Below are 535 nucleotides of genomic sequence, written 5' to 3'. Positions count from 1 at the left end.
CTATTTGGTCACGTAAAAGGGGCATTTACTGGTGCGGCAAATGACCGTCAAGGTGCCGCTGAGTTAGCCGATGGTGGCACGTTGTTCCTCGATGAATTGTGTGAAATGGATTTGGACTTACAAACCAAATTATTGCGATTCATCCAAACCGGTACGTTCCAGAAAGTGGGCTCTTCAAAAATGAAGAGTGTGGACGTGCGCTTCGTTTGTGCGACCAACCGAGACCCTTGGAAAGAAGTTCAAGAAGGACGTTTCCGCGAAGACTTATACTACCGTTTATACGTGATTCCTTTGCATCTTCCGCCTCTTCGCGAACGTGGTGAAGATGTGATTGAAATTGCGTACTCACTGTTAGGCTACATGTCTCATGAAGAGGGCAAAAACTTTGTCCGCTTTTCTCAAGAAGTGATTGATCGCTTTAACAGTTATGAATGGCCGGGTAACGTCCGACAACTACAAAACGTACTACGCAATATCGTGGTGCTCAACAACGGCAAAGAAATTACGTTAGATATGTTGCCACCGCCGCTGAATC

General features: G+C 46.0%; 1 protein-coding gene. It reads left to right on the top strand.

All coding sequences use genetic code 11. From position 1 onward, the window contains the following. Positions 1–535 (top strand): sigma 54-interacting transcriptional regulator (locus R7Z47_RS26580; RefSeq protein WP_318130989.1); only part of this gene is annotated, 535 nt, incomplete at both ends.

The organism is Vibrio sp. 1641, from assembly GCF_033339995.1.
GTDB classification, from domain to species: domain Bacteria; phylum Pseudomonadota; class Gammaproteobacteria; order Enterobacterales; family Vibrionaceae; genus Vibrio; species Vibrio alginolyticus.
Note: the sequence above shows the minus strand (reverse complement) of the source record. Positions and strands in the feature narration are given on the sequence as shown.